Origin of the sequence: Streptococcus iniae (genome assembly GCF_030732225.1) — a bacterium.
GTDB lineage: Bacteria > Bacillota > Bacilli > Lactobacillales > Streptococcaceae > Streptococcus > Streptococcus iniae.
In genome coordinates this window covers 1,541,270-1,567,081 of the sequence record NZ_CP132230.1, presented here as the reverse complement: position 1 = coordinate 1,567,081, position 25,812 = coordinate 1,541,270, and the positions used below count along the sequence as shown (strand labels likewise).

The window sequence follows — 25,812 nt, the reverse complement described above, 5'->3', positions numbered from 1 at the left end:
AGAGAGAAGGTCTAAGAGCATGACAAACATTATTGATATTAAGAATGTGACCAAAATGTACGGAAAACAGTTGGCTCTGGACAATTTAAGCTTGAGTGTTGAAAAGGGAGAAATTTTTGGCTTTTTAGGGGCAAATGGTGCTGGAAAATCAACGACAATTAGATGTCTTCTTGAGTTGATTTCTTATCAAAAAGGTAGCATTAGTCTTTTTGAAAATCAATATCTTAGGTTTGAAGATAAGCTAGAGCATATTGGCTACATGCCTTCAGAAGCTATGTTTTACCCTAATATGACTGTCAAGGAAGTGATTCGTTTTGCTGCCAAATCCCATAAAAAAGATTGTCGTCGTGAGGCGGATCGTATTTGCCAATTATTAGAAGTTCCTCTACATCAAAAAATTCAAGACCTGTCCTTAGGGAATCGCAAAAAAGTTAGTATTGTTTGTGCCATGCAGCATCAACCAGATTTATTAATTTTGGATGAACCAACGTCAGGATTGGACCCACTGATGCAAGAACGTTTCTTTCAATTGCTCTTAGAAGCGAAAGCTAATGGAAAAACGTGTTTCTTATCCTCTCATGTTTTGTCTGAGGTTAGGGCATATTGTGACCGCATAGCTATCCTTAAAAAAGGGAAATTAATGGCTGTTGATCGGGTGGACGTCTTAATCAAAAGCCAAAAGAAAATTGTAACCACTTGGAAAAATGATCAGTCTAAGACCTTTACTTTTGAAGGGCAAGTGTCTGCATTATTGAATGAGCTTATAAGCATGCAGGTTGACGATTTATTAATTGAAGAGCCTAGTTTGGAAGAAATGTTTAGACACTATTATGAAGAGGATAGCAAATGATTATAAAACATGAATTGCGTCAGTCTAGAAAAAGCCTCTTGATATGGGCTATTTCAGTTGGTTTAGGAAGTGCACTTTGCATATTGCTTTATGAGAGTGTCGCTGATAGTATGAAAGACATTTCAAGTCTTTATCAAGACATGGGTGGGGTTTCAAAGGCTTTTGGTATGGATAAGGTTTCCATTGCCACATTAAGTGGTTATTATGCGGCTGAAATTGCTTTGATTTACACTTTGGGAGCAGCTATGTTTGGAGCACTTTTAGGAGTGGATTTATTAGCCAAAGAAGAAGAAGGACATACTGCCGAGTTTTTATTGACTTTACCACTTGGTCGTCAAAAAGTAGTGAATCATAAGTATATCAGCTTGCTAATAAATAGCTTACTCTTTAATCTAATTGCTATTAGTTTGGAGTGGCTTGCCTTACTAAAGGTTGACATGCCTTTTAATGAGACTGCCTTTATCCAATACCACTTACTTGTCTTGTTGCTACAGGTGGAGATAGGGAGTCTTACATTTGCCTTTTCAGCACTATTTAAAAAGAAAATGGCTGGATTAGGTATGGGACTTGTCTTATTAATGTATTTTATGGATATGATTTGCCGCATTGTTGAGCATATGGATTATGTGAAATATTTAACTCCTTTTTACTACGCCAACGCTACAGATCGCTTTGCTAACACTTCAATTAATTGGACACTGATAGTAATTGCTTTTGCCCTTTCAATGTGTTCAGTGTTTATGGCAAAAATTATCTATGCAAAACGTGATATTAATACTTAGAGAGGATGGCTTGTTTGAAACGACCAATAGAAATGTCTCATGAATTTTTGAGTGAGATTTTAAATAAAGAGAGTATTTTGATTGATGCAACTGTCGGAAACGGAAATGATACCCTCTTTTTTGCCCCTAAAGTTGCTAAGGTTTATGCTTTTGATATTCAAGAAGAAGCAATTGAATCCAGCAGACAAAAGTTAGAGCTGGCTGAAATCACAAATGTTGATTTGATTTTGGATGGGCATGAACATTTAGACGCTTATGTGGACCAAATTGATGCTGCGATTTTTAACTTAGGGTATTTGCCAAGAGCTGACAAAACTATTATCACAAAGCCTCGTACAACCTTAATGGCTTTAGAGAAAGCTATTACAAGGCTAAAAATTGGTGGGCGCATCGCTATTATGGTTTATTATGGTCATGAAGGTGGTGATAGGGAAAAAGATGCTCTTTTTGACTACCTAGAGAAGTTAAATCAAAACATGTTGACGGTTATGACATACCAAGCTATTAATCAAATCAACACACCACCATTTTTACTGATGATTGAAAAAATAGGTTAAGATGATACTGTGATGTGACCAAGGCTTAGTTTTGTTAAGAGTCACAAAAACAGTGTTGAAAGAGAAGAAAGAATAAAAGAGACTAAAAAAGGAGTCGTTAATGGATAAGATTATGCTGGATTTTTCCAGTAGAACATGTGATAAAAACAATTTTATTGTTGGACCGTGTTCCATAGAATCATATGAACAAATTAGAAGGTCAGCTGAACAGGTCAAGCGCTTAGGCTATAAATACTTCAGAGGTGGTGCTTATAAACCTAGAACCAACTCAGAGTCATTTCAAGGCTTAGGAGTGACAGGTGTGCGCTATTTGCAAGAGGTCTGTCAAGAATTTTCCTTAAAATCAGTCAGTGAGATCATGTCAGCTAAGCAATTAGAAGAAGCTTATGATTACCTTGATCTCATTCAAATTGGTTCACGCAATATGCAGAATTTTGAATTGTTAAAAGAGTTGTCTACTATCGAGAAACCTATTCTTTTTAAACGTGGTCTTATGTCAACCATTAGTGAATACCTTGGTGCCTTATCGTATTTACAAGAAAATGGCAAGAAGAACATTATACTCTGTGAAAGAGGTGTTAGAGGTTATGATGTTGAAACACGCAACATGTTAGATATTATGGCTGTGCCTATCATCCAACAAAAGGTTGATTTACCAATTATTGTGGATGTTTCGCATTCAACAGGTAGAAGAGATTTATTGTTGCCAGCAGCTAAAATTGCGCGTGCTATTGGAGCTAATGGTATTATGATGGAAGTTCACCCCAATCCTGAGGAAGCTCTATCTGATGCTGAGCAGCAAATTAATTATGAGCAATTTGAGGAACTAGGGAAAAGCTTATGGAGTTAAAAATCAGTTCTCGCTTAAAAGATTATACTGTCTTATTTGAGGATGATGTCTTGGAAGCCTTGAGTAGGGTTGTTGAAAGATCAGAAGAAAAACAATTCTTTTTTGTGACAGATGACAATGTATATGCTTTGTATCAGGACTTGTTTGCAAGATTTGAAAAAGCATATCAAGCCACGGTTCATATTGTTCCATCAGGAGGCAATTCTAAGTCTTTAGAGCAGGCCAGCCTGATGTATGAGAAATTACTTGATTTAAACTTTACTAAGAAAGACTATTTAATAACAGTTGGTGGAGGTGTTATTGGTGATTTAGGTGGGTTTGTTGCTGCAACTTTTAATAGAGGAATTCAGTATATTCAAATCCCAACTACCTTGTTGAGTCAAGTTGACAGCAGTATTGGAGGGAAGGTTGGTGTTCATTTTAAAGAATTTACCAATATTATTGGAGCGATTTACCCACCTAATGCTGTTATTATTTCAACCTTGTTTTTAGCAAGTTTACCTAAACGGGAATTTTCTTGTGGCATGAGTGAAATCATTAAGATAGCTTTTATACATGACCAAGTTTTATTTGAAAAACTTACCGTATTTGCAAACCAGCATGATTCGAAGTTATTAAAAGAAATCATCTACCAGGCGGTTAATAATAAAAAGAAAATCGTTGAAAGAGATGAATGGGATGGCCATGACCGCCTCTCTCTCAATTTTGGTCATACCATCGGTCACGCCATTGAGACGTTGACAAATCATGATGCTTATTTGCATGGTGAAGCAATTGCCATTGGTATGATGTTTGAAGCAAAAGTAGCAAGACAAGAGGCTAAATTGTCGACGTATCATTTTGAGCGTTTAGAACAAATGCTTGTGACTTATGGCTTACCAATAGAGGTTGATGCGACCTTACTTAAAGCAAGTAGCCTATTTGAGGTCTTAAAAACAGATAAAAAAAATAGCGCTCAAGAGATAGCCTTTATTTTACCGCTTGATTCTGGTTTTACGCTTTATCGTATTGATAAAGAAGATTACTCTTTTATCACGCAAATGCAAGAATTATTGGCATTACCTTAATTTAGGCGGCATCAAAAGACATTTTTTATGGAATTTCGATGCCATCACTAAGGTAAGTGACTAATAATGTGTTATAATAGTCTTACTATATTATTTTTAGGAGTAACAATTAATGGAAGACCCTGTGAGTCAGCCCTTATATTTTCAATTTTTATTACTGTTTGTTTTAACCTTGTTAAATGCATTCTTCTCAGCCAGTGAAATGGCATTAGTATCCTTAAACCGGTCACGAGTGGAGCAAAAAGCTGCAGAAGGTGATAAAAAATACATTCGTTTATTAAATGTTTTAGAACAACCTAATCATTTCTTATCAACGATTCAGGTCGGTATTACCTTTATTGGCCTTTTGTCAGGGGCTAGTTTATCAGCTTCTCTTGGAAAAGTTTTTTCAAATTGGTTGGGTGGCTCTGCCACTGCACAGACCGCTGGAAGCATTATTTCATTGATTTTTTTAACCTATATTTCAATTGTTTTAGGAGAACTTTATCCTAAAAGAATTGCGATGAATCTGAAGGATAAATTGGCAATTGTTTCTGCACCAGTTATTATTGCTTTGGGCAAATTAGTTAGTCCGTTTGTTTGGTTTTTATCAGCTTCAACCAATTTACTTAGTCGTATAACACCAATGACATTTGATGATGCTGATGCACAGATGACACGTGATGAAATTGAATACATGTTATCAAACAGCGAAGCAACTCTTGATGCTGAAGAAATTGAAATGCTTCAAGGAATTTTCTCTTTGGATGAAATGATGGCGCGTGAAGTGATGGTTCCAAGAACGGATGCCTTTATGATTGATATCAATGATGATACCTCAGAGAATATTCAAGATATTTTAAAACAAAACTTTTCACGAATTCCTGTTTACGATGTTGATAAAGATAAAGTGATTGGACTTGTTCATACCAAACGCTTACTTGAAGCAGGTTTTCGAAATGGCTTTGAAAACATCAACATGAGACGAATCCTTCAAGAACCTTTGTTTGTTCCAGAAACGATTTTTGTGGACGATTTGCTTAGACAATTACGAAATACACAAAATCAAATGGCTATTTTGCTTGATGAGTATGGTGGTGTAGCTGGTCTTGTGACACTTGAGGACTTGTTAGAGGAAATCGTTGGTGAAATTGATGATGAAACTGACAAAGCAGAGCAGTTTGTGCATGTTATTGGCGAAGACACCTATATTGTGGTTGGAACCATGACACTCAATGAATTTAATGAGTTTTTTGAAACCGAACTTGAAAGTGATGACGTAGATACCATTGCAGGCTTTTATCTGACTGGTATTGGAACAATACCAAGTCAAGAAGAAAAAGAACATTTTGAGTGTGATAGTAATGGCAAGCATTTAACCTTAATCAATGATAAAGTTAAAGACGGTCGTATCACCAAACTGAAATTGATGATTTCTAATATAGAACAGAACTCAGAGCAAGATTAAGCATCACTTGAAAAGTTACCAGCTTATTGGAGTATCTTTATCTAGTGCTATGGAATCAATACTTTACTATAGAACAGAATATCAAGAGAGACTGGGAGAATTCCTAGTCTTTTTTTTTGAAAAAGGATATAATGAAAATGCTTACTTAATGTTAAGGTGAAAGGAGAAACAATATTGGAACAAGATTATGGACAAGTAACCGGTATGATCCATTCAACTGAAAGTTTTGGTTCAGTAGATGGCCCAGGTGTCCGTTTTATTATTTTTATGCAAGGTTGCAAAATGCGCTGCCAATATTGTCACAATCCAGACACTTGGCAAATGGAAACCAATAATTCCAAAGAACGTACGGTTAGTGATGTTTTAAAAGAGGCCTTGCAGTATCGGCATTTTTGGGGTAAAAGTGGTGGTATCACTGTTTCAGGTGGCGAAGCCATGCTTCAAATTGACTTTATCACAGCACTCTTTATTGAAGCTAAAAAACTGGGTGTTCATACAACATTAGATACCTGTGGCTTTACCTACCGTCCAACAGAAGCTTATCATGAACAACTGGAAAAATTGTTGGCTGTCACTGATTTAGTGCTCTTAGATCTGAAAGAAATTGATGCGGAACAACACAAGATTGTTACCAAACAGTCCAATAAAAATATTTTACTTTTTGCCCAATATTTATCTGATAAAGGCATTCCTGTTTGGATTCGTCATGTCTTAGTACCGGGCTTGACAGATATTGATGAACATTTGGAGCGTTTAGGAGACTTTGTATCAGGATTAAAAAATGTTGATAAATTTGAAATACTTCCTTATCACACCATGGGAGAATTTAAATGGCGTGAGCTGGGCATTCCATATCCATTAGAAGGTGTAAAACCTCCAACACAGCAAAGGGTCCAAAACGCTAAAACGATTATGAAAACAGAATCTTACACGGAATACATGAACCGTGTTCATAAATCATAGGGAGTGAATAAGGTATTATTCACTTCTTTTTATTTTCAGTAAGAGGCTTTGATTTTCAAGTCTATTTCTGCTAGAATATACAGTAATGAAAGAATAAAATGAGGTATAACAATGTCTAAAGTTTTAGTTTTTGGTCACCAAAATCCTGATACAGATGCCATCGCATCGTCTTACGCTTTTGCCTATTTAGCAAAAAATGCTTACGGTTTGGATACTGAGGCGGTAGCACTAGGAACTCCTAATGAAGAAACCAGTTTCGCCTTGGATTACTTTGGTGTTACTGCACCTCGTCTTGTTGCATCAGCAAAAGCTGAAGGCGCTGAATTGGTTATTTTAACAGACCATAATGAATTCCAACAGTCCATTTCAGATATTAGTGAAGTGACTGTTTATGGCGTTGTAGATCATCACCGTGTCGCTAATTTTGAAACAGCCAATCCACTGTTCATGCGTCTGGAACCAGTTGGATCAGCATCATCAATTGTTTATCGCATGTTTAAAGAACATAGTGTTCAAGTGCCAAAAGAAATTGCAGGTTTGCTTCTTTCTGGGCTGATTTCAGACACTTTGTTATTAAAATCTCCAACAACTCACATGACAGACCATAAAGTTGCTGAAGAATTGGCTGAACTCGCAGAAGTTAATTTAGAAGATTATGGCATGTCCTTGCTTAAAGCAGGTACTAATCTTGCAAGTAAAACAGAAGTGGAATTGATTGATATTGATGCTAAAACTTTTGAATTAAATGGCAATAATGTACGTGTAGCACAAGTAAATACAGTTGATATTGCAGAAGTTTTAGAGCGTAAAGTTGCAATTGAAGCTGCTATCTTAGAAGCTATGGCTAAAGAAGGTTATTCTGACTTTGTTCTTATGATTACTGATATTGTAAATTCAAACTCAGAAATTTTAGCTTTAGGGGCTAACATGGACAAAGTTGAAGCTGCCTTTAACTTTAAACTAGAAGATAACCATGCCTTTTTAGCAGGCGCTGTTTCCCGTAAGAAACAAGTTGTGCCTCAATTAACTGAGAGTTTTGCAAACTAATGAGTTATACAGTCAATTTTAAAGAAGTTGAAACTCACTTGTTAGACAAAAGTCCAGTTAAAGAAGTGCTTGCAGGCCTAAGAGCTAACGAGGCTCGCTACTTCTGGAATAAATATCAATTAACTTATGAAGTCTTTACACCAGAAGAAAAACCAGAAATTTTACCTTTTATTGAAGAGGTCTTAAGTGAGCGCGATATGGTTTTTCCTTATCAAGCCCTTTGCCTTTCTCAGTTTGAGGTAGATGGTATTCTTTGGTCACATGTCTACTACGATAATGGTCTTGCAGTTAATGTCTTGTATACCCTAGAAGAAGGCGGCAAACGTGCAGTTGGCTTTAAATTGTCAAATGGTATTGACATCCCTAAAGAATTTGAAGGCAAATTTAAATTTGCTCGCCAACGGTCAAAATTAGCTGGTGAGATTAGAGGAACGTTCTTTGTTATCAAAGGAGAATATCTTTAGAAGTGGGTTCTCCCACTTTTTTTCAGCCCTTTCTTTGTTACAGCTAATAAGAATGTTAAAAGGGCGTGCCAGGATGTTTAAAGAGAGGACGAAATGCTATTATGTTGATTGTTATTAATCCAGACAAATTAACCCAAACGCCATTTTTTCAACAAGTGATCAATTTTCTATGGGACAATGAGGGTGTCACCTTACGTCACATCAAGAAAGCTTTTTTTGATGTTGAGGCTATTGATAAGCATATTGAAGCATTTGTTAGAGCAGGTTATATTATTCGCTCAGAAAAACGCTATTATTTAAAGCTACCCTTAAATGAGGAAATCAATAGCCTTGAGTTAGACCAAATGATGTTTTGTGATGACTGCAGTGACAGGTATCATCAATTGATGGCCTTAGAGTTTGAGACCTGTCTAAAGAATAGCACAAATGACCTTCTGATTTTTGAAAAAACAGATTTTCAAAGAAGGCGCTTGAGCTTGTCGAACTATTTTTCTCGTCTGACAAGAGGACAAGCTGTTTCAGATGAGCAAAAACCATTATTTGATTTACTTGGAGATGTTAATGAAGCTTATGCAATGAAGTATCTGACGACTTTTTTAGCTAAATTTTTGCGAAAAGATATTGTCATGCAAAAAAGGCCAGATATTTTTTGTCAAGCCTTAGTACTATTAGGTTATATTGAAGAAGTTGAAAGCACGAAATACAAGTTGACAATGGCATTGGATAAAGAAAAAATGTCATTTTATGCCAAATAAAGAGTTAGAAGTTTTTCTTCTAACTCTTTATTTTTCGCATTAAATATAAGAAGTAGGGTGCACCAATGATTGAGACAATAACACCTGTTGGAATATTACTCCCAACAAGAAAGACACGACCAATGGTATCAGCACTTAATAGAATGAGCATTCCTAAAATGGCGCTGACAGGTAAGGCTATACGATGGTCATTGCCAACCAAACGGCGACTCAGGTGGCCTGAAATCAAACCAATAAAGGTAATGTTTCCAATTAAAGCAACACTTGCTGCTGCTAGACCGGTAGCTAACCCTAAAGTAATGAGCCGCTCTTTTTCAAGACGGATACCAAGTGAGCGTGCGCTCTCTTCAGACAATGTTAGAATATTAAGCGTGTAGGCTCTGTAATAAGTAAGTCCTGCAAGTATTATTAAGAGTGGCAGAGTTGCCACTAAAGTAGGCCAATCATCACCAGTAATACGACCGCTAAGCCAATTGATAACGTAATCGACCTTGTATTTATTGATGTTTCCCACAATAGCAACCATTAGACTTGATAACATCATTGAGATGCTAACACCAATGATAATTAAGGTGACAGGATTAAGCTTTCCAGTCTTGCTTACAGAAAAGAAATAGACAAGACTAACCGTAACAGCACCACCTAGAGTGGCTAAAAAGGGAAGCAATTTAATGATTAGTGGATTCTCAACGGCAAAAAAACTAATAACAAGGGTCATGACAATACCAGCGCCAGCGTTTATCCCTAAAATACCAGAATCAGCTAAAGGATTTTTGGTTAGGGTTTGTAGCAAGATTCCTGCTAGGGCTAATGAGGCTCCGCCGAAAAGTGCAGCTAAAATCCTAGGAAGTCTGATTTTTGTGATAATAAAAATTAGCGAAGGATTCTCTTTGCCCAAAAGTAGTTCCAGTAAAGGTTTGATAGAGAAGTTAGAATCACCGATAGCTAAAGATACTAGAATCAACAGCACTAAGGCAAGTAAAAGGCTGGCGATTACTTTTGTTTTTTGAGGAATCATTTCATGGCTCCTCCTTTTTTAATTAACCAAAGAAAAGCTGGAAGACCAATCAAGCTGACTAACGCTGTTAAAGGTGTCTCATAAGGAGGGTTTAGGTTTCGGCAGAAAAAGTCAACCCAGACCATAAAGGTAGCTCCTAAAAGGCCAATTAAAGGCAAACTCTGTTTGTAATTTCCAAAGGATTGGGCTTTAATGATATGCGGAACAACAAGACCAACAAAGGAAATAGAGCCGGCAATAGCAACAGAGGCAGAAGCAAGGATAAGGACGATGCTTAAAAAAACTAGTGTTAGATGAAAGGTTTTTTGCCCTAATGCTTTTGCTCTTAGTTCACTAAGGCTTAAAATAGACAACTGATAAGAAAGAAGCTGTGCTAAAGCTAAAGCGAAGATGATAAGGGGAGCAATAATCTTTAACATGGTCCAATTGAGGCCAATAAAACCCCCAGCTTGCCAGCCAATGACTGAAGTTGCCAAATTAAAATAAGTGGTAATCCCTTGCCCTATGGCAGATAGAAACATGGAAATCATGGCTCCTGAGAGAACCAGACGCAATTGCTGGTAGCCTTTTGCGTATTGATATGAAAGACCAAAGACAAGTAAGCAAGCAAGACTGGCTCCTAATAAACAAACCAAGATTATTGAGATATAATGAAGGTGATGAAAGATAGCATAGGCGACAACCAGTGCCAGGCCAGCCCCAGCATTTATCCCCAAAAGTCCAGGGTCTGCAATAGGGTTGCGCGTCACGGCTTGCATAATGGCTCCTGAAACGGCAAGTGCCGCACCAACAAGTAAAGTTGCTAAAAGTCGAGGTAAGCGCATTTCCCAAAAAATACTGGATTGTCGATGATCTATTGCTTGATGTCGAATCACTTTGAGGAGGTCTTGATGTGAAAAATTCCAAGCACCAAAGCGCAATCCCAAATAGACACCACTTAGCAATAAAAGGGATATGATGACAAAAAGAAGCCAAAATGATTTTGGCTTATGATGAATTACTTGAGATGGTTTACTCTCAATCATGAACGTAGGTCCTTATTATTTTTGACTGTTTAAAATCCCTTTTTTAAGGGTTTTTAATTCGTATTCTAATGAAAGGGGATCTGTGAAATAAAAGGTATTTGCATTAACTTTAATCACATGATTCTCTTTTACGGCAGGAATATTTTTCCAGAGGTCACTCTCGTATAAGGCTGAGCCTGTTTTTTCATCCTCAGCAGCAACAACAAGGTAATCACCAGTATAATCTGGTAACACTTCTTGAGAGATTGATAAATAGCCTTTAGGAAAAACGTCTTGTTCGACCTTAGCTGGTGCTTTATATTGGAAAGCTTGATGGATAATCTCTCCACCACGTCCCCAATCTTTACCAAAAAGGTAGATTTCTTTTTCAAAAAGACCAATGATTGTAAAAGTAGCATCTTTTCCAGTCAAAGATTTCATCTCTTTACCGAGATCTTGCGTTTTTTTATTCCAATCCCTTAACCATTTTTGAGTAAGGTTTTCTTTGTTAAAGACTTTTCCGAAATCTGTAAAGACTTGTAAATAATCATGTTTACGGTATTCAATAGAAATTAATGGTGCAATCTCTGCTAATTGCTCCTTGTTTTCTTCATTTGACCCTACCACAATGAGATCGGGTTTTAAGGCAGCAATTGCTTCTAAATCAGTGGCTGAAACAACTTTTGCACCTTTAGTATAGTCTTTTAAAATAGGATTTTTCGCATCATAAGAGGTCATGGCAACTATAGGCAAACCTAATTTTGCAAGGTAGCCAGTGTAGGTTGATGATAAGCTGACCACACGTTTTGGGTTTTCTGGAATTTTACCTTTATAGGTGAATCCTGAAATTTTTGGCATGCTAGATATTTTTGAAGCACTTTCACTTGATTGCTTCTGGTTTGCGCAAGCTATTAGGAAAAAGCTTGTCACAAAAAGTGTCAGAAATAGTGTTAATTTTTTCATGTATTCTAATCTCCTAGAACAAATTTATAGTAACTGATAAGTCAGTATAATGGGGCATTTATGGATAGGGTCTTCAATAAGCTGTGCATCGATTTTAAAAAGACTAGCCATAAGGTCACTTGTGATGACCTCTTGAACAGGGCCTTCTTTAGCAATCTTACCATTTTCCATAGCAAGTAAATAGTCAGAATAACGTGACGACAAATTAAGGTCGTGTAAGACCATAATAATGGTTTTATGAGCTTCTTGGTTAAGCTTTTTGAGAAGTTCTAAAATTTCTAGTTGGTGGTTCATATCAAGGTATGTTGTTGGCTCGTCAAGAAAAATAGTATCGGTGTCTTGAGCTAGAGCCATAGCAATCCAAACGCGTTGTTTTTGCCCACCAGATAAATTATCAACGTAATCATTAGCAAGACTGTTGATATTTGTTGCTGTCATAGCCCATTCAATAATGGCATAATCAGCTTCAGTGAGGCGTCCAAATTGCCCTTGATGAGGGTAACGCCCATAGGAGACCAACTCAAATACAGTGATGCCTTCTGTAATGTCTTGAACCTGAGGAAGTAGCGCTATTTTTTTAGCAACTTCTTTGGTTGGTAGTTGTGCAATAGCTTGGCCATCTATTAGAACACTTCCTTTTTGAAGTGGTATTATTCTGCTTAATGCTTTTAGCAAAGTTGATTTGCCACAACCATTTGCACCAATAATTGTTGTTATTTTATGAGTCATAAGGGTTAAGGATAACTCAGAAAGCACTGGTTTTTGATCATAATTAACGGAAATGTTTTGTGCACTAATGGTTGACATAAAAACCTCCTTCTTTGTGAATTTTTTGCCTAAAGCAATTCCATTATAGCACATAAAAAAAGCTTAAAAAAGCCTTTTCATCAGTATTTTTACTTGTTTAGAATGGTTAAAAATAGTAGCGAGAATGGTTATAAATAAAAGCTATTTTTTCACAAACACTTACTATGTGCCAAAGGATTTGGGCTTGATTAGAAATGAGAGTCTTTTGGATTTTCAATAATTTTATGTCAAACAAAAACTATGTTATAATGAAGTCTATCAATGGAGAGTGATAAAGGGAGAAGGAAAATATGAAAAAAATCATGATTTATACTGTTGCACTACTATCGATGATTTCATTAGTAGCTTGTAAAAATCAAAAAACGCAGACGACAACTGTAAAAGGTATTTATGCCAAAGAAAAACAATTGATAATGGAAAGGTTTGATGCTAAAAATGTTTCTATTAACGTTGAAAAAAACGTCAAAGATTCTGACTTTCCAAAAGGCTACAATAATATCAAGGTAAGCTTGATTGGTGATAAAAAAGTGGCATTATCAAAGGCCATGAAAGCTGCTAAAAAAAGTTTGGCAACAAAAGAAGAATATAATCAAATCTATGAAATTCGAAAAGAAACAGCTGACTTAGCTAAAACATTACCAAATCAAAAAACTGCAATAACAGTTGGCTTTGAGAAAAGTAAAGGTGATTTTGAGGTTATCGCCAAATCATCACAAGGGAGAAATCTGATTCCAGTTGGTAAGCCTGCGAAATAGTGGAATGTGATTATTTAAGTGCAGCAGTAACAACACATGTAAAAAAACCACACGCGTGTGGTTTCAGATTGAAGACAAACTAGTGCCCTTGCTAGTTTGTTTTTTATTGTTTCGCCTAAATTTCACTAAAATCAGATAAATAAGGCATTTAAGGCCAAAATAAAAAGGCTTCCCAGCCATCATTTTAACCCATTTTTTGAGATTTAGGCACGCTAAAGTCAGTCCAACTTTAGCTTTCATTTTGGACTTTCCAATTTCTCTAGTATAACGAAGGTTGTGGTATTCTTTAGCCGTTCCAAAAAGCCGCTCAATACTCTGTTTGCGCTGTTTATAGAGTTCTTTCATATCACTTTGATGCCGAATATCCTCACAAATATCCAGGTAGTCTTTCCAGATATGTCGGGTCACTACCTTTTGGTGATTCTTACTGTCAGTACAAATTCCTAGAAGGGGACAAGAAACACAAATTTCGGGGGCACTTTTATATTCTCTGTAGCCAGCTCGATTTGTTGTTGTATAAGACAATACTTGGTGTTCAGGACAAAGATAACACTCATAATAGGAGTCATAAATAAAATCATTTGGTCTTAAATTGCCTTTCTTACCACGAGGCCTAGTATAGGGGAAAACAGGTCTCACTTCATTATCCAAGAGTAACTTGGCAATACTAGGAGTCTTGTAGCCAGAATCAGCGATAATAAAGTCTGGCCGGAACTCTTTTATCTTCTTCCAAAGTGCAGGAAATGCTTGACTATCATGAGTATTTCCTGCATCTACAGTATAGGCTAAGACCCAACCATTCTTATCGCATGCCACTTGACTTGTGTAAGCAAAGACATCTTTATGTTCTCCCTTATGATACCAACCACTTTCAGAATCGGTCGTAGAAACTTTCTTATTTATGGGCTCTTTTTCTTTGGCGAGCCCTAGCGACTTTTTTTCATGTTTCTCCCTGTCCCTAGCAATTTCCAGCTCCAATTGGTCACTCATAAACTTAGCTTGTCTATCAACTTTCTGATTGCTATATTTGTGACTGTTAGCAGCTGCCTTGATATGAGTGCCATCCACAAAAATTTCAGTCGGATCAATCAGCCCAGCATTAAGGCATAGCCCTAATATATGAGAAAAGATGGCTTCAATCACTTGTTTATCTTGAAAACGACGACTGTAGTTCTTGCCGTAAGTCGTAAAATGAGGGACCTTATCTTCCAATGTCAATCCAAGAAACCAGCGGTAAGCCACATTCACTTCTATCTCTTTAATGGTTTGTCTCATAGAACGAATACCAAAGAGACATTGGATAATAGGGAGTTTAACTAACATCACTGGATCTAAACTAGGACGCCCATTATCAAGACAATAACTATCTGTCACTAAGTCATAAATAAAAGAGAAATCAATAGCTTGGTCAATTTGACGAAGCAGATGATCTTCTGGAACTAACTCATCTAGGGTATAAAAACCGACTTGATTGCGATTGTAATTAGGATTTTCTTTGTGAAACATAGAGAGCACCTCACAATTATTTTTACTATTATTATACTCCCAAGAAGAGAAAATCTCTCACTTTTAATGACGATTGTGATGTTTTTCCGGTGGCATGAGTGGCTTATTCCGAATTAGAAAAGCCACGACGGAATTTTTTAGACCAGGGCTAAAAAATGAGTAATGGAATTCCGAAGGAAGTCGCTTACGTCCGAGCCACTTTTGAAAAACATCAAAAAGAGTGAAGACAGGGACTTTGTCTTCACTCTGAAACCACACGCGTGCGGTTTTTTTACATGTGTTGTTTAGCAACTGCTAAATCACCAAGATAGTCTGTTTTGGTTCCGTTGACGATTTGATAGGCATCTGCTCCTTTACCAGCAATGATTAAGGCGTCAGTTGCATTCTTGCAGCATTTGAGCCCTTCTTTAATAGCTAATTCGCGATCACTGATGATGGAGATTGGTCTTGAGACGTGGCTTGCAATTTCTTCTGAAATGACTTGAGGGTCTTCAAAATTAGGGTCGTCAGCTGTTAAAATCACATTTAGCTGAGGGTGCTGATTGATGACATGACCAAAGTCGGCTCGACGACTTTCTCCTTTATTACCTGTTGACCCAATAATGAGTGTGATCACACCTTTTTGATGCTCTTCAACAACAGATACGAGTTTTTCCAGACTATCGCCATTATGAGCATAGTCTACAAAAACCTTGGCACCACTTGGATGTGTAAGGACTTCCATGCGTCCAGGAACAGTAGTAGTTGCAATGCCTTGATGAATATCTTCTAGACTTGCACCAAGTTTTTGGCAGGCAAGACCAGCTGCAATAGCATTTTCCTGATTAAAGCGACCAATTAATTGGATATCATAATGGCCAGCTAAATCGCCTTCAGTAGAAAATGAGAATGCTTTGCTGTCAAGGACTTGGTTATTAGACCCATTACCATAGAAGACATGGTCTTGGTTAGCAACTTGTTCAGCTAAGATATCAAAGTGATCCATGCCGCTATTTATAATAACTGCTCTGCTATTGTTCATTAAAAGACGCTTATGATAGAAGTAGTCTTCAAAAGTCGGGTGTTCAATAGGACCAATATGGTCAGGGCTGATATTTAAGAAGACACCAACATCAAAAGTTAAGCCGTAGACACGTCCTACAAGGTAAGCTTGACTGGAAACTTCCATGATGAGGTGAGTCATGCCATTTTTAACACATTCAGCCATCATTTTAAACAGGTCCAAGCTCTCAGGAGTTGTTAGTTGTGATTTGAAAAAATGTATGCCATCAAGTGTTGTATTCATGGTTGATAGCATAGCTGGCTTATGACTTTGTTTGAGAATATGATAGGCGAAATAAGCTGCAGTAGTCTTGCCTTTTGTACCTGTAAAGGCAAGCAGCTTAAGGTGCTCTTGTGGATTACCATAAAATTGCATTGCAATGAGACTCATTGCTTTTTTGATATCTGTTACAATAATTGCGGGAATACCAAGGTCATAGTCTATTTCTGAAATATAGGCCTGTAAGCCTTCTTTGATGGCATTTTTGAGATAATCTGCTTTAAAAGTAGCTCCCTTTGCAAAAAAGAGTGTGTCTGTTGAGACATCTCGGCTATCATAACTGATGTGATTGAATGCTAGTCCTGAAAAGTTAAAAAAATAAGTTCCTTGGTTGATGACTTCTCGGAAGTTATGGTCAGCTTTGAGAAGGTCTATGGTTTTTTCTATTGTTATCATATTACTTATTTTATCTCTTATGTTGACGATTTACAAGTATCATGCAAAAGTTTATAATGGCATTATGACATTTTAGAAAGATACGATATGGAAAAAAATAAATCAGAATTATCTCAAGAACAATTAATGCTTAGAGGAACGGCGTGGTCAACGGCTAGTAATTTTATTAGTCGCCTACTCGGTGTTGTTTACATCATTCCTTGGTTAATTTGGATGGGAGAACATGCCACTAAAGCTAATGCACTCTTTAATATGGGGTATAATGTTTATGCCTATTTTTTATTGATTTCAACAACTGGATTGAATGTTGCCATCGCAAAGCAAATTGCTAAATACAATTCTTTGGAGCAACGAGAACATAGTTACCAACTTATGCGAACCACCTTGAAATTAATGGTGGTCTTAGGGATTGTTTTTTCAGCTATTATGTTTGTAACGGCACCAGTATTTGCAACCATGTCAGGGAGTGATAAGGAACTTATTCCAATAATGCATAGTCTGTCTTTGGCAGTTCTAGTATTTCCGGTGATGAGTGTTGTTCGGGGGATTTTTCAAGGCCATAACAACATCAAACCTTATGCCTTAAGTCAAATGGCTGAACAATTGGTTCGAGTGATTTGGATGTTACTAACAACTTTCTTAATTATGAAAATGGGGTCAGGAAATGTTGTTGAAGCTGTTACTCAATCAACCTTTGCCGCTTTTATTGGTATGCTTGCAAGTATGGCTGTACTTATTTATTATTTAGGTAAGCAAGGTCTACTGAAAGCTATTTTGTCAAAACCGCAATTAGATATTCCGATTGATGCCAAAGGTCTATTGTTTGAAACCATAAAAGAATCAATCCCCTTTATTGTCATTGGAAGCGCCATTCAAGCTTTTCAATTAATTGATCAGTGGACATTTAGCAATGCGATGCTAGTCTTTACAGATTATACTAAGGATCAATTATTAGTGCTTTTTGGCTATTTTAATGCCAATCCGGCTAAAATCACAATGATTCTAATTGCAGTGGCTGCTTCAATTGGTGGAGTAGGTATTGCACTACTGACGGAAAATTATGTTAAAAAAGATATGCGAGCAGCAGCGAAATTAATTATTAACAATATTGTCATGCTGCTCATGTTTTTAATGCCAGCCTTAGTAGGTGCCGTTATTCTTGCAAAACCTTTGTATACCGTCTTTTATGGAGCCAGTGAGCTTGAAGCTATACACTTGTTTAGGGTTGTTTTAGTACAGACCATTTTATTAGCCCTATATGCCTTATTAGCACCGATGCTTCAAGCACTTTTTGAAAATCGTGCTGCCATGCGTTACTTTGCCTATGGGATTGTGACCAAGCTTGTTTTACAAATTCCAGCGATATATGTGTTTCATGCTTATGGTCCTTTGCTGGCAACAACCTTTGGTTTACTGCTTCCTATTGTCTTAATGTACCGTCGTCTTCATGAAGTGACCCGTTTCAATAGACAGTTGTTGTATAAACAGATTTTACTCATTGCTATTTTAACAACGATTATGGCAGTTGTTGTTGCCCTTTCGAGTTGGGGCTTGTCTTTTATTCTACAACCGACAGGTCGTAGCACCAGTTTACTTTACTTACTAATTGTTGGTCTCATTGGTTTTGTGGTTTATGGCTATCTGGCATTACTAACCCATCAATTAGATAAATTAATTGGGGTAAGAAGAGCTCAGTCATTACGTCGTCGCTTAGGACTGTCACATGGTATCAAAAAATAGGAGTCTATTCTAATGAATAGGCTTTTTCAGTTGAGGATGCTAAAATGCAAAATATCTTCTTATTTCTGATAATTTTTTAAGCAATTCCAAGTGTTTTTTGCTATAATGGTAAAAGTGAAAAAAATAAGAAGGAAGTACATCAACATGGGAAAATTACAAGTTTTGTCGCACCCACTTATTCAGCATAAATTGTCTATCTTGCGTCGTCAAGATACGTCAACAAAAGATTTTCGTGAACTTGTCAATGAAATTGCAATGTTAATGGGGTATGAAGTCTCACGTGATCTTCCTCTTGAAGACGTGGAAATCCAAACACCGGTTGCAAGAACTGTTCAAAAACAATTAGCTGGTAAAAAATTAGCTATCGTGCCAATCCTACGTGCAGGTATTGGGATGGTTGATGGTTTTCTTAGTTTAGTTCCAGCTGCGAAAGTTGGTCATATCGGGATGTACCGTGATGAAGAAACTTTTGAGCCAGTAGAATATTTGGTCAAATTGCCTGAAGATATTGACCAACGCCAAATTTTTGTTGTTGACCCAATGTTAGCTACAGGTGGCTCAGCTATTCTTGCTGTAGATTCTCTTAAAAAACGTGGTGCGGCAAACATCAAATTTGTCTGCCTTGTTGCTGCTCCAGAAGGGGTTAAAAAACTTGAAGAAGCCCATCCAGATGTTGACATTTATACTGCTGCATTGGATGAAAAATTAAATGAACATGGCTACATTGTCCCAGGTCTTGGAGATGCTGGTGACCGTTTGTTTGGTACAAAATAAGAAATTAATGTCTGAATGGTCTGTCCTATATAGAAATAAAGAACTTATAAGATAGAGGCTGGCATTTTTGAACATGATATAAAAGACTTTCTAGTTTATCTGGAAAGTTTTTTGGAAGTAAGTTTATTATTTGACCTTTATTGACCAAATGATTATAATAAAAACAATCACAAAAAGATTTTCTGATTTTTTGAAAGAAATCAGTAGATACTAGAATGGAGAATACTATGATTCCTGTAGTTATTGAACAAACAAGTCGTGGGGAGCGTTCTTACGATATTTACTCTCGTTTACTAAAAGATCGGATCATCATGTTAACTGGTCCGGTCGAAGACAATATGGCTAACTCTGTCATTGCACAGTTGCTTTTTTTGGATGCACAAGATCACACTAAAGATATTTATCTTTATGTTAATACCCCAGGTGGTTCCGTTTCTGCTGGTTTAGCCATTGTTGATACAATGAACTTTATTAAATCTGATGTTCAAACAATTGTCATGGGAATGGCTGCTTCCATGGGAACAATCATTGCCTCATCAGGGACTAAAGGGAAACGGTTCATGTTGCCAAATGCTGAATACATGATTCACCAACCAATGGGTGGTACAGGTGGTGGTACGCAGCAATCAGATATGGCAATTGCTGCTGAACATCTCTTAAAAACACGTCACACTCTTGAAAAAATATTGGCAAAAAATAGTGGAAAAACCATTAAACAAGTTCATAAAGATGCAGAACGTGATTATTGGATGAGTGCAGAAGAAACACTAAAATATGGCTTCATTGATGAAATTATGGAAAATAACAAACTTAAGTAAAGCCAAAAAACAGCTGAAAACTTCAAGTTCAAAAACTTGGAGTTTTTGTATTTATAAGACAGATGTTATAGTCCTATTTTATTGTATAATGGTTTTTGAAAGGACAATTAGTATGTAAAATATGACAATATTAAGGAAGTTAGCTACCATCTATAAAGAAGTTGAAGCGTCACTTGAGCCAAGAAAAAATAGTCACAAAGATTTAACTGTTTCATGTCATTACTCCTCTAGTAAGCAAGTTAATGAGTCACAAGCCCTTCAATCGGGAAAAGAAATTCTATCTAAACCAAATGAATTATCAGAAGAGGAGCTTCTGCAAGAGTTAAATGCTCACAATAAGTTACTAAGCGATAGCCTAAAGAGATAATTCTTTTTCTTAATGAGCGTTTATAGGATAAGGATCGTTTTTAGCTAGACCACTTATTAGCAGTGGCAAAGCTTTGAAATTAGTGGCTTTCTTCTTTAAATGTTATGGTTTTATGGTATAATCAAAATATGTTAGTCATTAATGAAGACTTGTTAGCTATTGAAGACGCTATCGACCAATTGGTTAATGATATTAAGCAAACCAAAGAATACAAAAACTATTGTCAACTGAGAAATGTGGTCAAAGAAGATAGTAATTTGCAGGCAGATTTGGCTTTTTTTAGGCAACTAAAAGAAACTTACGATAAGGAGATTGCCTTTGCTTCTTTTCGACCAGAAGTAAAAGCCTTGAAAAAGGAACTGCTTTTGAAAAAAAGACAATTAGACTTGAATGCTAAAATCATGGCCTTAAGGTATGCAGAAGTGGACCTTCAAAAAATCCTAGCACATGTTTCAGTAGCAATTGCTGAAGCCATTTCTCCAACAATTTTTGTTGACACAGGATTGCCATTAGCTGCAAAAAAAGAAAGTCCCCATAAAGGGCCTTATCAAAATATCAAAGAAAAGGATGACCCATGTTTACAAGACAACATCGAGTAGGCCTTACTGTCTATTTATATTATAATCGTGATGCTAGAAAATTATTGAAATATGGTGATTTATATTACCATTCTAAAAAATCTAGATTTTTAGTGCTCTACGTTAACAAAGAAGATGTAGAGGACAAAGTTTCAGAAATTCAAAAATTAAAATTTATCAAAGAAGTTTCAATTTCTGAATTTGATCGCATTGACCACCAATTTGTGGGTAACTTGCATAGACAAGAAAGTGAGTTAGTTTCAGAGACAATTTAATAAAAGTGAGGCTTGAAACGATTGTTTTGAGCCTTTTTTTATTTTAAAAAATAAAAAATAAAAACTATTGACAATTTTCTGATAATTCTGTATTCTTAAATGCATAGCAAAAAAACGATTTTACTAGGGAGAAAATTTATGACTAAAAAAATGTTATTATCAGGCTTAGCATTAATGTCAACAGTTACCTTAGCTGCTTGTAGTGCAGCGCCAACTAGCAATGCTAGTGCTGAAAAGGGAACCGAAGTTGGGAAAACTGTAAAGGTTGGACTTAATTTAGAATTAACAGGTGGTGTCTCAGCTTATGGAAGTGCTGAGGAAAAAGGGGCAAAGCTGGCTGTTGAGGAAATCAATAAAAAAGGTGGTGTTTCTGGGAAAAAACTAGAAGTTGTTTCTAAAGATAACAAGTCTGACAACTCTGAAGCAGCTACAGTTACAACAAGTCTTGCTACAGAAAGTAATGTTAATGTGATTGTAGGGCCTGCGACATCAGGGGCAACAGCAGCAGCGTCACCAAATGCGAGTAAAGCAGCTGTTCCGTTAATCACACCATCTGGAACTCAAGATAACCTAACACTAACTAGTGACGGTAAAACCAATCCCTATGTTTATAGAACAACCTTTATTGATAGTTATCAAGGTGATGTTCTGGCAAAATATGCCACTGATCATTTGAAAGCTAAAAAAGTTGTCCTCTTTTATGACAACTCAAGTGACTATGCCAAAGGGATAGCAAAACGATTCAAAAAAGTTTATAAAGACACAATTGTTAGTGAAGCAACTTTCCAATCAGGAGATACTGATTTTCAATCAGCTTTAACAAAAATGAAGTCTAAGGAATATGATGCTATTATCATGCCAGGCTACTATCAAGAAACTGGGACAATCATCAAACAAGCCCGTGAAATGGGCATTACTGCACCGATTGTAGGACCAGATGGCTTTGCAGATAGTAAATTAGTTGAACTTGCAGGAAGTTCAAATGTCAACAATGTTTATTACATCTCAGGATTCTCAGCATCAAGCTCTGATAAGGCAAAACAATTTAGTCAAGCTTATAAGGCTAAATATGGTGCAGAACCATCAATGTTTGCAGCTTTAGCTTACGATTCCGTCTACATGGCTGCGGATGCTGCAAAGGATGCTAAGACATCTGTTGACCTGTCAAAAAATCTTTCAAAATTAAAAGATTTTGAAGGGGTTACAGGTACAATGACAATTGATAAAAAACACAATCCAGTGAAATCAGTTTCTGTAGTCGGATTAACAGAAGGAAAAGAGTCTTCTGCAACTACAGTTAAAGCTGACTAAGAAAAAGTATGGGGAGCCAAGCCTCCCCATATTGTTATGTTAGAAAGTTTGGTAATCATATGCTCCAACAACTTGTAAATGGACTTATATTAGGTAGTGTCTATGCTTTATTGGCATTAGGTTATACGATGGTTTATGGTATTATCCGATTAATCAATTTTGCTCATGGTGACTTATACATGATGGGTGCTTTTATAGGCTATTACCTTATTAATGCTTTTCATTTAAATATTTTTGTAGCCCTTGTTTTGACCATGTTAATCACGTCAAGTCTAGGTGTACTCATTGAATTTTTAGCCTACCGGCCCTTGCGCAATTCCACCCGGATAGCTGCACTAATTACCGCTATAGGGGTATCCTTCTTACTAGAATACACCATGGTTTATTTTGTTGGTGCAGAAGCTCGTGCCTTTCCGCAAGCCTTGAAAATCGTTAAATACTCTCTTGGTCCAGTTAGTGTGACAAATGTTCAAATCATTATTTTAGTTATTGCTATTACGTTAATGTTAGCTTTGCAGTTTATTGTGAAGAAAACAAAAATGGGTAAGGCTATGCGTGCCGTTTCAGTTGATAGTGATGCTGCACAACTTATGGGAATTAATGTTAATTCCACTATCAGCTTCACCTTTGCATTGGGCTCTGCCTTAGCTGGTGCTGCTGGGGTTTTGATTGGCTTGTATTACAATACAATTAATCCGCTAATGGGGATGACACCTGGTATTAAAGCCTTTGTTGCGGCAGTTTTAGGTGGCATTGGGATTATTCCAGGGGCGGCTCTAGGTGGTTTTATCATTGGACTTTTGGAAACTTTTTCGGTGTCCATTGGTTTATCAAGCTATCGGGATGCCGTTGTATATGCTGTGTTGATTATTATTTTATTGATTAGACCAGCTGGGCTATTAGGTAAAAATGTGAAGGAGAAGGTGTAAGTGATGAAACAACATTTAAAATCCATTTTAGCATGGCTTACTATTATTGTTCTTAGTTACCTTGTTCTAAGTGTATTGATTGGCTCTGGAACATTGGGTCCTTATTATGTTCAAATTCTAATGGGAATTGGTATTTCTATTATTATGGCTATGGGAACAAATCTTGTTCTTGGCTTCTCAGGACAATTTCCTTTGGGACAAGCTGGATTTATGGCAATTGGAGCTTATGCAACAGCCATTTTGACCAGTCAAATGCCCACTTACTTTGTTTTTTACTTGTCAATGCTTATTGGAGCATTAGTAGCTGGCGTTATTGCTGTTCTTGTTGGTTTTCCAACCTTACGTCTAAAAGGAGATTACCTTGCAATTGCAACACTTGGGGTTGCTGAGATCATTAGAATAGCCATTATTAATGGTGGTGACCTTACTAATGGTGCAGCAGGTTTGACAGGAGTTTTACCCTATACCACTTGGTCAACAGTATTTCTTTTTGTAGTTATTATTGCGGTTCTTCTCTTGAATATCATCCGTTCTTCAATTGGCCGTCAAATTATTTCTGTTCGTGAAGATGAAATTGCAGCTGAATCTATGGGTGTGGATACAACAAAAGTTAAAGTATTTACTTTTGCTGTAGCTGCTATGTCAGCAAGCATTGCTGGATCACTCTACGTTGGTTATATCGGAACTGTTGTGCCAAAAGATTTTACAATCATGCGTTCTATTGATTACCTTATCATTGCTGTTTTGGGTGGTCTTGGCTCAATGACAGGTACAATTGTTGCAGCAATTGTTTTAGGTGCTTTAAATATGTTCCTTCAGAATTTCTCTGATGTTCGGATGATTATTTATTCTCTAGCCTTAATTTTAGTTATGGTTTTCAAACCAGGTGGCTTATTAGGCACACGTGAATTGAGTTTTAGCAAGTATTTTGCAAAGAAAGTTAAGGAGGGCAAATAGATGGCACTTCTTGAAGTTAAACAATTAACCAAAAATTTTGGTGGGCTGACAGCAGTTGGTAATGTCACTATGGAATTGCATGAAGGGGAACTAGTGGGGCTTATTGGGCCAAATGGAGCAGGAAAAACAACCCTTTTTAATCTATTGACAGGGGTATATGTGCCAAGTGATGGGACTGTTACGCTTGATGGGACTGTCTTAAATGGCAAAACACCCTATAAAATTGCATCATTAGGGTTATCAAGAACCTTCCAGAATATCCGTTTATTTAAAAACATGACTGTCTTGGATAATGTATTAATAGGCTTAGCCAATCAAGGGAAATCTCATCTCTTAGCCAGTCTCTTACGCTTGCCAAAATTTTATCAAAGCGAAGCCCATTTAAAAGAAAAAGCCTTGGAACTTTTAGCGATTTTTGATTTAGAACAGGAAGCAGAAACTTTAGCTAAAAATCTACCATACGGCAAACAACGACGTTTAGAAATCGTCCGAGCGCTTGCAACAAAGCCCAAAATTCTCTTTTTAGATGAGCCTGCAGCAGGTATGAATCCACAAGAAACAGCAGAACTAACCAGTCTTATTAGGCAAATTAAAACTGATTTTGGTATTACCATTATTTTGATTGAACATGATATGAGTCTTGTTATGGAAGTGACAGAACGCATTTATGTTCTAGAATATGGTCGTCTCATTGCACATGGCACTCCTAATGAAATTAAAACAAATAAACGGGTTATTGAAGCCTATCTCGGAGGTGAAGCCTAATGAGCATGTTACAAATTAAAAATTTAACCATTAATTACGGAGCTATTGAAGCTGTTAAAGATGTTTCTTTTCATGTTGAAGAAGGTGAAGTTGTTACCTTGATTGGTGCAAATGGGGCAGGAAAAACCTCTATTTTGCGCACGATTTCTGGATTAGTTAGGCCAAAATCAGGTAGTATATCTTTTCTTGGACAAGATATTCAAAAACTGCCTGCACGAAAAATTGTAGCTCAAGGTTTGTCACAGGTTCCAGAAGGACGCCATGTCTTTTCGGGGTTAACAGTCATGGAAAACCTAGAAATGGGAGCTTTTCTCAATAAAAATCGGGAAGAAAATCAGAAAAATCTGAAAATGATTTTTGATCGCTTTCCTCGTCTTGATGAACGCCGTAATCAGGACGCGGCAACATTATCAGGTGGTGAGCAGCAGATGCTTGCTATGGGACGTGCCTTAATGAGTAAACCAAAACTCTTACTTTTAGATGAACCATCAATGGGTCTAGCTCCAATTTTTATTCAGGAAATATTTGATATCGTTCAAGACATTCAAAAACAAGGAACAACGGTTCTTTTGATTGAACAAAATGCTAATAAGGCCCTTTCAATTGCTGATCGCGCTTATGTTTTAGAAACTGGAAAAGTTGTTTTAGCAGGGACTGGAAAAGACTTATTAGAGTCTGATCAGGTTAAAAAAGCTTATCTTGGTGGTTAAGGTGCTCTTGCTTTTCAAATAAGGAATTAAAGAGGA

General features: G+C 36.7%; 28 protein-coding genes. 22 read left to right on the top strand and 6 right to left on the bottom strand.

Translation table 11 applies throughout. From position 1 onward, the window contains the following. Positions 1-19 precede the first annotated feature (19 nt). From Q9317_RS07735 to Q9317_RS07690, 10 genes are all read left to right on the top strand, one after another. Entirely contained in the window at positions 20-850 is an 831-nt protein-coding gene (locus Q9317_RS07735; protein ID WP_003101594.1) for an ABC transporter ATP-binding protein, read from the top strand. Further along, the gene (locus tag Q9317_RS07730; protein WP_003101592.1) at positions 847-1,632 is read left to right on the top strand and encodes an ABC transporter permease subunit; all 786 of its coding nucleotides are present in this window, start codon (positions 847-849) and stop codon (positions 1,630-1,632) included. The genes Q9317_RS07735 and Q9317_RS07730 overlap by 4 nt, the downstream gene beginning before the upstream one ends. 14 nt (positions 1,633-1,646) lie before the next feature. Continuing rightward, on the top strand, positions 1,647-2,189 hold the full coding sequence (mnmM, locus tag Q9317_RS07725) for a tRNA 5-(aminomethyl)-2-thiouridylate-methyltransferase MnmM (RefSeq protein WP_003101590.1): 543 nt from the start codon (positions 1,647-1,649) through the stop codon (positions 2,187-2,189). Between the two features lie 100 nt (positions 2,190-2,289). Beyond that, positions 2,290-3,039: a bifunctional 3-deoxy-7-phosphoheptulonate synthase/chorismate mutase gene (locus Q9317_RS07720; protein ID WP_003101588.1), complete on the top strand. Its 750-nt coding sequence runs from the start codon at positions 2,290-2,292 to the stop codon at positions 3,037-3,039. Continuing rightward, positions 3,030-4,106, top strand: a complete 1,077-nt coding sequence (gene aroB / locus Q9317_RS07715; protein WP_003101586.1) for a 3-dehydroquinate synthase — start codon at positions 3,030-3,032, stop codon at positions 4,104-4,106. Before Q9317_RS07720 ends, aroB begins: the two co-directional genes overlap by 10 nt. A 112-nt stretch (positions 4,107-4,218) precedes the next feature. After that, positions 4,219-5,553: a hemolysin family protein gene (locus Q9317_RS07710; protein ID WP_003101582.1), complete on the top strand. Its 1,335-nt coding sequence runs from the start codon at positions 4,219-4,221 to the stop codon at positions 5,551-5,553. A 171-nt stretch (positions 5,554-5,724) separates the two neighbouring features. Then, positions 5,725-6,516 (top strand): pyruvate formate-lyase-activating protein, encoded by a 792-nt coding sequence (gene pflA, locus Q9317_RS07705; protein ID WP_031239152.1) that lies wholly within the window; start codon positions 5,725-5,727, stop codon positions 6,514-6,516. A 111-nt stretch (positions 6,517-6,627) separates the two neighbouring features. Then, complete coding sequence (locus Q9317_RS07700) at positions 6,628-7,563, top strand: manganese-dependent inorganic pyrophosphatase (protein WP_003101574.1); 936 nt, start codon at positions 6,628-6,630, stop codon at positions 7,561-7,563. Next, positions 7,563-8,027 (top strand): DUF8821 family protein, encoded by a 465-nt coding sequence (locus tag Q9317_RS07695; protein WP_003101572.1) that lies wholly within the window; start codon positions 7,563-7,565, stop codon positions 8,025-8,027. The genes Q9317_RS07700 and Q9317_RS07695 overlap by 1 nt, the downstream gene beginning before the upstream one ends. Before the next feature lie 101 nt (positions 8,028-8,128). Continuing rightward, positions 8,129-8,782: a DUF1803 domain-containing protein gene (locus Q9317_RS07690; RefSeq protein ID WP_003101570.1), complete on the top strand. Its 654-nt coding sequence runs from the start codon at positions 8,129-8,131 to the stop codon at positions 8,780-8,782. Positions 8,783-8,801: 19 nt separating this feature from the next. Here Q9317_RS07690 and Q9317_RS07685 read toward each other — a convergent pair whose 3' ends face one another. The 4 genes from Q9317_RS07685 to Q9317_RS07670 are packed head-to-tail and all read right to left on the bottom strand — an operon-like array spanning position 8,802 to position 12,574. Beyond that, positions 8,802-9,800 carry a FecCD family ABC transporter permease gene (locus Q9317_RS07685; RefSeq protein ID WP_003101567.1) on the bottom strand — a complete coding sequence of 333 codons (999 nt, stop codon included), beginning with the start codon at positions 9,798-9,800 and terminating at the stop codon, positions 8,802-8,804. Then, the gene (locus Q9317_RS07680; RefSeq protein WP_003101565.1) at positions 9,797-10,825 is read right to left on the bottom strand and encodes a FecCD family ABC transporter permease; all 1,029 of its coding nucleotides are present in this window, start codon (positions 10,823-10,825) and stop codon (positions 9,797-9,799) included. Before Q9317_RS07680 ends, Q9317_RS07685 begins: the two co-directional genes overlap by 4 nt. A gap of 15 nt (positions 10,826-10,840) precedes the next feature. Continuing rightward, positions 10,841-11,767, bottom strand: a complete 927-nt coding sequence (locus tag Q9317_RS07675) for an iron-hydroxamate ABC transporter substrate-binding protein (RefSeq protein ID WP_003101563.1) — start codon at positions 11,765-11,767, stop codon at positions 10,841-10,843. A gap of 24 nt (positions 11,768-11,791) precedes the next feature. Then, complete coding sequence (locus Q9317_RS07670) at positions 11,792-12,574, bottom strand: ABC transporter ATP-binding protein (protein ID WP_003101562.1); 783 nt, start codon at positions 12,572-12,574, stop codon at positions 11,792-11,794. 290 nt (positions 12,575-12,864) lie between these two features. On the opposite strand from Q9317_RS07670, the gene Q9317_RS07665 reads away from it, so the two are divergent. Next, a complete protein-coding gene (locus Q9317_RS07665) occupies positions 12,865-13,329 on the top strand; it encodes a hypothetical protein (protein ID WP_003101560.1) in 465 nt (154 codons plus the stop codon). 63 nt (positions 13,330-13,392) lie between these two features. Here Q9317_RS07665 and Q9317_RS07660 read toward each other — a convergent pair whose 3' ends face one another. After that, the gene (locus Q9317_RS07660; RefSeq protein WP_003101558.1) at positions 13,393-14,835 is read right to left on the bottom strand and encodes an IS1182 family transposase; all 1,443 of its coding nucleotides are present in this window, start codon (positions 14,833-14,835) and stop codon (positions 13,393-13,395) included. 271 nt (positions 14,836-15,106) lie between these two features. Then, positions 15,107-16,552 (bottom strand): UDP-N-acetylmuramoyl-L-alanyl-D-glutamate--L-lysine ligase, encoded by a 1,446-nt coding sequence (locus Q9317_RS07655; RefSeq protein ID WP_003101555.1) that lies wholly within the window; start codon positions 16,550-16,552, stop codon positions 15,107-15,109. Positions 16,553-16,639: 87 nt separating this feature from the next. Between Q9317_RS07655 and Q9317_RS07650 the strand changes: the two genes are divergently transcribed. From Q9317_RS07650 to Q9317_RS07600, 11 genes are all read left to right on the top strand, one after another. Continuing rightward, a complete protein-coding gene (locus tag Q9317_RS07650; RefSeq protein WP_003101552.1) occupies positions 16,640-18,292 on the top strand; it encodes a putative polysaccharide biosynthesis protein in 1,653 nt (550 codons plus the stop codon). A gap of 144 nt (positions 18,293-18,436) precedes the next feature. Next, on the top strand, positions 18,437-19,066 hold the full coding sequence (gene upp / locus Q9317_RS07645) for a uracil phosphoribosyltransferase (protein ID WP_003101549.1): 630 nt from the start codon (positions 18,437-18,439) through the stop codon (positions 19,064-19,066). 215 nt (positions 19,067-19,281) lie between these two features. Beyond that, the gene (locus Q9317_RS07640) at positions 19,282-19,884 is read left to right on the top strand and encodes an ATP-dependent Clp protease proteolytic subunit (RefSeq protein ID WP_071794733.1); all 603 of its coding nucleotides are present in this window, start codon (positions 19,282-19,284) and stop codon (positions 19,882-19,884) included. Positions 19,885-20,005: 121 nt separating this feature from the next. Then, complete coding sequence (locus Q9317_RS07635) at positions 20,006-20,251, top strand: hypothetical protein (protein ID WP_003101546.1); 246 nt, start codon at positions 20,006-20,008, stop codon at positions 20,249-20,251. A gap of 128 nt (positions 20,252-20,379) precedes the next feature. Then, a complete protein-coding gene (locus Q9317_RS07630; RefSeq protein WP_016356100.1) occupies positions 20,380-20,850 on the top strand; it encodes a YlbF family regulator in 471 nt (156 codons plus the stop codon). Then, positions 20,826-21,104, top strand: coding sequence for a YlbG family protein (locus Q9317_RS07625; RefSeq protein ID WP_003101541.1), 279 nt, complete (start codon positions 20,826-20,828; stop codon positions 21,102-21,104). Before Q9317_RS07630 ends, Q9317_RS07625 begins: the two co-directional genes overlap by 25 nt. A 138-nt stretch (positions 21,105-21,242) precedes the next feature. Next, complete coding sequence (locus Q9317_RS07620; protein ID WP_003101539.1) at positions 21,243-22,415, top strand: ABC transporter substrate-binding protein; 1,173 nt, start codon at positions 21,243-21,245, stop codon at positions 22,413-22,415. A 59-nt stretch (positions 22,416-22,474) separates the two neighbouring features. Continuing rightward, positions 22,475-23,344 (top strand): branched-chain amino acid ABC transporter permease, encoded by an 870-nt coding sequence (locus Q9317_RS07615; protein ID WP_016356099.1) that lies wholly within the window; start codon positions 22,475-22,477, stop codon positions 23,342-23,344. Positions 23,345-23,347: 3 nt separating this feature from the next. Beyond that, positions 23,348-24,301 (top strand): branched-chain amino acid ABC transporter permease, encoded by a 954-nt coding sequence (locus Q9317_RS07610; protein WP_016356098.1) that lies wholly within the window; start codon positions 23,348-23,350, stop codon positions 24,299-24,301. Further along, positions 24,302-25,066 carry an ABC transporter ATP-binding protein gene (locus Q9317_RS07605; protein WP_003101535.1) on the top strand — a complete coding sequence of 255 codons (765 nt, stop codon included), beginning with the start codon at positions 24,302-24,304 and terminating at the stop codon, positions 25,064-25,066. Continuing rightward, positions 25,066-25,776: an ABC transporter ATP-binding protein gene (locus Q9317_RS07600; RefSeq protein WP_003101534.1), complete on the top strand. Its 711-nt coding sequence runs from the start codon at positions 25,066-25,068 to the stop codon at positions 25,774-25,776. The genes Q9317_RS07605 and Q9317_RS07600 overlap by 1 nt, the downstream gene beginning before the upstream one ends. Positions 25,777-25,812: the final 36 nt, after the last annotated feature.

What these genes read in the sequence shown, in the direction of transcription:
- Q9317_RS07735 (WP_003101594.1), top strand. Translation starts at nt 20, where the DNA reads ATGACAAACATTATTGATATTAAGAATGTGACCAAAATGTACGGAAAA.
- Q9317_RS07730 (WP_003101592.1), top strand. Translation starts at nt 847, where the DNA reads ATGATTATAAAACATGAATTGCGTCAGTCTAGAAAAAGCCTCTTGATA.
- Q9317_RS07720 (WP_003101588.1), top strand. Translation starts at nt 2,290, where the DNA reads ATGGATAAGATTATGCTGGATTTTTCCAGTAGAACATGTGATAAAAAC.
- aroB (WP_003101586.1), top strand. Translation starts at nt 3,030, where the DNA reads ATGGAGTTAAAAATCAGTTCTCGCTTAAAAGATTATACTGTCTTATTT.
- Q9317_RS07710 (WP_003101582.1), top strand. Translation starts at nt 4,219, where the DNA reads ATGGAAGACCCTGTGAGTCAGCCCTTATATTTTCAATTTTTATTACTG.
- Q9317_RS07700 (WP_003101574.1), top strand. Translation starts at nt 6,628, where the DNA reads ATGTCTAAAGTTTTAGTTTTTGGTCACCAAAATCCTGATACAGATGCC.
- Q9317_RS07695 (WP_003101572.1), top strand. Translation starts at nt 7,563, where the DNA reads ATGAGTTATACAGTCAATTTTAAAGAAGTTGAAACTCACTTGTTAGAC.
- Q9317_RS07690 (WP_003101570.1), top strand. Translation starts at nt 8,129, where the DNA reads ATGTTGATTGTTATTAATCCAGACAAATTAACCCAAACGCCATTTTTT.
- Q9317_RS07685 (WP_003101567.1), bottom strand. Translation starts at nt 9,800, where the DNA reads ATGATTCCTCAAAAAACAAAAGTAATCGCCAGCCTTTTACTTGCCTTA.
- Q9317_RS07680 (WP_003101565.1), bottom strand. Translation starts at nt 10,825, where the DNA reads ATGATTGAGAGTAAACCATCTCAAGTAATTCATCATAAGCCAAAATCA.
- Q9317_RS07675 (WP_003101563.1), bottom strand. Translation starts at nt 11,767, where the DNA reads ATGAAAAAATTAACACTATTTCTGACACTTTTTGTGACAAGCTTTTTC.
- Q9317_RS07670 (WP_003101562.1), bottom strand. Translation starts at nt 12,574, where the DNA reads ATGTCAACCATTAGTGCACAAAACATTTCCGTTAATTATGATCAAAAA.
- Q9317_RS07665 (WP_003101560.1), top strand. Translation starts at nt 12,865, where the DNA reads ATGAAAAAAATCATGATTTATACTGTTGCACTACTATCGATGATTTCA.
- Q9317_RS07660 (WP_003101558.1), bottom strand. Translation starts at nt 14,835, where the DNA reads ATGTTTCACAAAGAAAATCCTAATTACAATCGCAATCAAGTCGGTTTT.
- Q9317_RS07655 (WP_003101555.1), bottom strand. Translation starts at nt 16,552, where the DNA reads ATGATAACAATAGAAAAAACCATAGACCTTCTCAAAGCTGACCATAAC.
- Q9317_RS07650 (WP_003101552.1), top strand. Translation starts at nt 16,640, where the DNA reads ATGGAAAAAAATAAATCAGAATTATCTCAAGAACAATTAATGCTTAGA.
- upp (WP_003101549.1), top strand. Translation starts at nt 18,437, where the DNA reads ATGGGAAAATTACAAGTTTTGTCGCACCCACTTATTCAGCATAAATTG.
- Q9317_RS07640 (WP_071794733.1), top strand. Translation starts at nt 19,282, where the DNA reads ATGGAGAATACTATGATTCCTGTAGTTATTGAACAAACAAGTCGTGGG.
- Q9317_RS07635 (WP_003101546.1), top strand. Translation starts at nt 20,006, where the DNA reads ATGACAATATTAAGGAAGTTAGCTACCATCTATAAAGAAGTTGAAGCG.
- Q9317_RS07630 (WP_016356100.1), top strand. Translation starts at nt 20,380, where the DNA reads ATGTTAGTCATTAATGAAGACTTGTTAGCTATTGAAGACGCTATCGAC.
- Q9317_RS07625 (WP_003101541.1), top strand. Translation starts at nt 20,826, where the DNA reads ATGTTTACAAGACAACATCGAGTAGGCCTTACTGTCTATTTATATTAT.
- Q9317_RS07620 (WP_003101539.1), top strand. Translation starts at nt 21,243, where the DNA reads ATGACTAAAAAAATGTTATTATCAGGCTTAGCATTAATGTCAACAGTT.
- Q9317_RS07615 (WP_016356099.1), top strand. Translation starts at nt 22,475, where the DNA reads ATGCTCCAACAACTTGTAAATGGACTTATATTAGGTAGTGTCTATGCT.
- Q9317_RS07610 (WP_016356098.1), top strand. Translation starts at nt 23,348, where the DNA reads ATGAAACAACATTTAAAATCCATTTTAGCATGGCTTACTATTATTGTT.
- Q9317_RS07605 (WP_003101535.1), top strand. Translation starts at nt 24,302, where the DNA reads ATGGCACTTCTTGAAGTTAAACAATTAACCAAAAATTTTGGTGGGCTG.
- Q9317_RS07600 (WP_003101534.1), top strand. Translation starts at nt 25,066, where the DNA reads ATGAGCATGTTACAAATTAAAAATTTAACCATTAATTACGGAGCTATT.